This window comes from Chamaesiphon sp. OTE_75_metabat_556 (genome assembly GCF_031378165.1).
Taxonomy (GTDB): Bacteria; Cyanobacteriota; Cyanobacteriia; order Cyanobacteriales; family Chamaesiphonaceae; genus Chamaesiphon.
On the sequence record NZ_JANNDR010000410.1, the window covers coordinates 1 to 4,507 of the forward strand.

The following is a 4,507-nucleotide window of genomic DNA, read 5'->3' on the forward strand; positions in this document are numbered from 1 at the left end:
GCACCTCAATTCTGCGGGTGCGCTGATGTTTACCGCCAGCCACAATCCCGCCGCCTATTGTGGGATTAAATATATCCCCGATTATGCTGGGCCAGCGACTTTAGAAATCACCGATACGATCGTTGGCAATCTAGCTGCTGCTAGCGACGCACCGCCAGAAAAGAAAAATAGCAGCAAGATTAGCACCTTCGACCCACAGCCAGAGTATTTCAAATTTATTTATACCCTGCTGGATGTCGAGCGGATTCGATCGGCCAAGCTCAAGGTCAAATTTGATGCGATGTATTCCACTTCGCGGGGCTATTTGGACAAAGTATTGCTCCATTGCGGATGTGAGATCGAAAACTTCCACATGCAAAGAGATGTCTTATTTGGCGGCGGGATGCCCGAACCAAAAGCAGAACTCTTGGGAGAGCTAATTGCCGCCGTCCAAAAGGATAAAGCCGATCTGGGTGTCGCTACCGATGGCGATGCCGATCGATTTGGGATCGTCGATGAGCTGGGTAACATGCTCACGCCCAATACCGTCCTCCTAGTTCTGGCCAAACATTTAATCAAAAACAAAGGTAAAACGGGTGCGATCGTCCGCACGGTGGCGACTACCCACCTCCTCGACAACTTTGCAGCCAAGCATGGTGTCCCCCTGATTGAAACTGCTGTCGGCTTCAAATATATCGGCGAACAGATGCGGATTATCCCCGTGCTGATCGGTGGGGAAGAATCGGGCGGCTTGAGCGTGATCGGCCACATTCCCGAAAAAGATGGCATCCTGGCAGATATGCTGATTGCCGAAGCGATCGCTTATGAAGGCAAACCATTGAGCCAAATGGTCGCTGAAGTCATCGCCGAAGCGGGTGGCCCTTTATCGAATCGTCGTCTGGATTTACATCTAGACAATGCGCACAAAGAAGCGGTAATGAAGAGTTATAGCGAACAGCCACCGACGAATATCGCCGGAATTGACATCAAAGAAGTTGGTCGGAAAGATGGCGTGAAATTCTATCTCGCTGATGGTAGCTGGGTGCTGTTGCGTGCCTCTGGTACCGAGCCACTGATCCGCGTCTATCTGGAGACTCATTCTGCCGAGCAGTTGAATAAACTAGCCTCGGCGATGGAAGCAGCGATTGATGCTTTGAAGTAGGGAATAGAGAATAGAGGATAGGGGATCGGGATAATTCTTCATTTATGCCGATCCTCGATCCTATTTGAGTTTCTGCTGACAGCACTTCCCTCTAGAATCTCAGCTTCTCAGTTAAGATCGATCTATCTGATCGAATTCTTTGAGATCGCAGAATTAAGTATGACGAAGTTAATTATTTCAGTTATTGTTGCGGTTTGGGTCGTGACGATCGCATTAGTATCAGTCCAGAATGCTAGCTTAGTCAGTCTGCGGTTTGTGTTCTGGAGATCGATCGATCTACCTTGGGGGCTAATACTGTCAGGTGCGGCGGCTATCGGCTTTATCCTTGGCGGCTGCATCCCGTTACTTGGCAATAGTACTACTGACGATCGCAAGTAGACCCATCAGCGATAACTCAGCTCCAACCTGACTAAAAAAACTGGATACTTGCGGCTGCAACAATTAACTCCGGCACTGCATCAGCACTCCAATTGCCTTCGCAACTACGTCCAGTATTTAAAATCAGCCGCAAGCTATATTGATGAGGAAAGCCCTGTACTTGCATCCAGATTAGATCGCTTTCGGCTTCACAAGCGATGCTCTCTTCATCCATCAATTCGGCTTGGATCGATCGCATATTATCTGCCAATTGTCCCAGTAATCGACAGAAATCAGCCAGTTCGGTATTAGTAAGTTCAAACGCCCAGTCGTCACTACCGACTAATCCTTGATATTCATTGCCTGGATTCCAGCCGATTCGCCAGCCTGCACCAGCTTTGAGTACTTTTCCCATCTATTCTTTCAGCTCCAAACAATAAGGGGAGATTATCTCGTGAATAATCTCCCCTCAATCGATCGTCAATTACGATTTAGTCACCTAAGATCTCTGGCTGAGTTAGCTCGTCAGACATCTCGATAATGGCACGCATTACGGGTTTAATCGTCGGGTCGTCAATATTGTCAGATTCATAACGGTGGCGTTTCTTCGCTCTATTTGCCACTTGTACCGTAATTTTGTAGCGATTAGAAGCTGCGCCGATCAATTCCTCTGCTCGATAAGCAATCTGGATCGAGTCAAAGTGGGAATGCGCGCGACGTTGAATCATATTTACTCCTGAAGACAGTGGCAATCTTCCTCTAGTGTACCTGATGGATGGTGGCAAATGGGAAACTGGGAGACGGAGAGACGGAGAGACTGGTGAGTTGCCAATAGGTACAACCAAATTCTAAGCTCGCAATACTCGATCGAATTACTTACTCTCCTCGAAAAATTGCCGCAGCGACTTCGCGAAACTTGTGTGGATCGCCTTCTGGATAAGGTTGAGATTGGCGTTTGCGGGCGTAGAGTTTTTCTAATGTTGCTTGCCAATCATTGGCATTGCTATTGTTATGGAGGATCGAGATCTGCTGTTCTAAGATTGGTTGTTGAGATAGGATCTCGTGAATATGGGTCTGAATTGTTTTTTGCGCCAACCAAATACGGGCAATGACGGCGAGGTTGTCATCGATCTCTACCAATCGATCGAAACGTAGCAAAATTTGACGGGTCAGATCGGGATGTGAGACAGTACTGGCGATCGCCAATTCTTGCAATCCAGTAATCGCAGCATATCTGACGATCCATTCATGGTCTTGGGATACCGTAACTAACACCTCAACGACTTTGGCTTGTGCTGGCACAATCGATGCTGGGGGTAATTCATCCCAGTGAAGCGTACCTAAGCCTCTAGCGGCTGCCCGTCTGACACTCAATGCAAAATCATTAGCCGCCGCATCAAGCAACAAATCGAGGGCTTGCGGATCGCCAATTCCGGCCAATGCCCTCAAGCCCCAGGCTCTGGCTCCATAATTATATCCATCCAACAACTCTAACAAAGGCTCGACTGCTGGCTGCCCGATCGAGATCAATCCCTCCACAGCAGCTACTGCTGCGCCTGGATTGTTATAGCCCAATGCCGTAATCAAGTGCGGTACGCCAGCTTCTAACTGCGCCTGAGCCAACCTTTCAACAGCTGCTACCATCCGAGTCGCTGAATCTGCTTCAGCAATATCCTGAAGTAAGATTTTGAGTAAGTCAGGTTCGGTCATAAATGTTCGCAGCCGCAGCGAGTGTTTTCTTCAGTTTACCAAAACTCAGGGCGTTAAATCCCCATCCTCACACCTCGCGATCGACTATAACAGTTACAACCAAACAAAAAAATACCCGAAGTCACGTCCCCTCGTCAACGCAATTGCTAACGGATGGAGATAACTTCGGGTAAGCGAGCTACTCGGAACTAGCTCAAGGCATTGATCGCATAATCCAAGTAGGAATTAGCTTCGACAGCTGCATCACCAGACATGCCGTGGTTGGATTTGATGTACTTGAGTGCTTCGATGTACCAGCTCGGGGCTAAGTCGAACGTCTTGTTGATTTCAGCCAAACCGCCGAGGAGATAATCATCCATCGGGCCGGTTCCACCGACAACGAGACAATAAGTCACCATCCGCAGGTAGTAACCGATGTCGCGGACGCACTTGGCTTTACCAACTTCATTGGCAGCAAAGTTGGGGCCTTGCATGGTGGTGGTGTAGGGGAATTTTTGGTAAACCGCGTTGGCAGCACCGCTAGCGAGGGAGTCGGCTTTTTCAGTTAAGCCTTTAGCTGCGGCTAGGCTGGCTCCGGCTTGGCGGAAGCGACCGAAGGCGACTTGAATTTCGGTGCTGCTCAAAAAGCGGCCTTGGGAATCAGCGGTGGCTACGGCTTCGGTTAATGGCGTTTTCATGACTGGTGCTAAATCTTGGTGAAGTGGTTGATAAATTTACAAACTGTGGTCTTGTGTCAATTTTCCGATCTAACCGACTGCTGCGGCGGCGCGATCGAAGTAACCCGCGACTTCGGAGATGATGGCACTACAATCGCCGTTAGTGATGCCATTTTTGTCGGCAACGATGGCGACGGCTGCGTCTTTCATTTTTTGAACGCCAGCAGCAACTGAGGAACCAGGTGTCCCTAAGGCGAGGTAAGTTTCGCGTAAGCCATTTAAGCAGCGATCGTCGAGGACTGATGCGTCGCCGGCGAAGATGGCATAGGTGACATAGCGAAGGATGATTTCCATGTCGCGCAAGCAAGCTGCCATCCGACGGCTGGTGTAAGCGTTTCCACCAGGGGCGATCAGGTTGGGTTGTTCGGCAAATAGGCTGCGGGCGGCGTTGGCGACGATGGTGGAGGAGTTGGAGGTGATCCGGTTGACTGTGTCCATCCGAATGTTACCAGCGGCGACCATGGCGGCAAGTGCGTCTAACTGACCGGTGCTCAGGTATTGACCTTGAGCGTCTGCTTGGGCGACTACTTTGGAGAATCCGTCTAACATATTATTTAATCCTGTTTGCGTTTAATAGTTTCGA

At 49.5% G+C, this 4,507-nt stretch carries 7 protein-coding genes; 2 read left to right on the top strand and 5 right to left on the bottom strand.

Annotated elements, in window-relative coordinates; all coding sequences use genetic code 11:
- Positions 1-1,141: phosphoglucomutase/phosphomannomutase family protein (locus tag RMO27_RS16475; protein ID WP_309734460.1), on the top strand; the 1,141-nt coding region annotated here is incomplete at its 5' end.
- 159 nt (positions 1,142-1,300) lie between these two features.
- Entirely contained in the window at positions 1,301-1,519 is a 219-nt protein-coding gene (locus RMO27_RS16480; protein ID WP_309734461.1) for a LapA family protein, read from the top strand.
- A 31-nt stretch (positions 1,520-1,550) separates the two neighbouring features.
- On the opposite strand, the gene RMO27_RS16485 is transcribed toward RMO27_RS16480, so the two are convergent.
- The 5 genes from RMO27_RS16485 to RMO27_RS16505 form a co-directional block, all read right to left on the bottom strand.
- Positions 1,551-1,913, bottom strand: a complete 363-nt coding sequence (locus tag RMO27_RS16485) for a DUF1818 family protein (RefSeq protein WP_309734464.1) — start codon at positions 1,911-1,913, stop codon at positions 1,551-1,553.
- A 76-nt stretch (positions 1,914-1,989) separates the two neighbouring features.
- Positions 1,990-2,226, bottom strand: coding sequence for a DNA-directed RNA polymerase subunit omega (locus RMO27_RS16490; RefSeq protein ID WP_309734466.1), 237 nt, complete (start codon positions 2,224-2,226; stop codon positions 1,990-1,992).
- 148 nt (positions 2,227-2,374) lie between these two features.
- The gene (locus tag RMO27_RS16495) at positions 2,375-3,208 is read right to left on the bottom strand and encodes a HEAT repeat domain-containing protein (protein WP_309734468.1); all 834 of its coding nucleotides are present in this window, start codon (positions 3,206-3,208) and stop codon (positions 2,375-2,377) included.
- Positions 3,209-3,396: 188 nt separating this feature from the next.
- Entirely contained in the window at positions 3,397-3,885 is a 489-nt protein-coding gene (cpcA, locus tag RMO27_RS16500) for a phycocyanin subunit alpha (protein WP_309734470.1), read from the bottom strand.
- Positions 3,886-3,954: 69 nt separating this feature from the next.
- Positions 3,955-4,473: a phycocyanin subunit beta gene (locus RMO27_RS16505; protein WP_309734472.1), complete on the bottom strand. Its 519-nt coding sequence runs from the start codon at positions 4,471-4,473 to the stop codon at positions 3,955-3,957.
- Positions 4,474-4,507 lie beyond the last annotated feature (34 nt).

Excerpts from the sequence above, each read along its gene's own strand:
- RMO27_RS16480 (WP_309734461.1), top strand. The coding sequence starts at position 1,301 with ATGACGAAGTTAATTATTTCAGTTATTGTTGCGGTTTGGGTCGTGACG.
- RMO27_RS16485 (WP_309734464.1), bottom strand. The coding sequence starts at position 1,913 with ATGGGAAAAGTACTCAAAGCTGGTGCAGGCTGGCGAATCGGCTGGAAT.
- RMO27_RS16490 (WP_309734466.1), bottom strand. The coding sequence starts at position 2,226 with ATGATTCAACGTCGCGCGCATTCCCACTTTGACTCGATCCAGATTGCT.
- RMO27_RS16495 (WP_309734468.1), bottom strand. The coding sequence starts at position 3,208 with ATGACCGAACCTGACTTACTCAAAATCTTACTTCAGGATATTGCTGAA.
- cpcA (WP_309734470.1), bottom strand. The coding sequence starts at position 3,885 with ATGAAAACGCCATTAACCGAAGCCGTAGCCACCGCTGATTCCCAAGGC.
- RMO27_RS16505 (WP_309734472.1), bottom strand. The coding sequence starts at position 4,473 with ATGTTAGACGGATTCTCCAAAGTAGTCGCCCAAGCAGACGCTCAAGGT.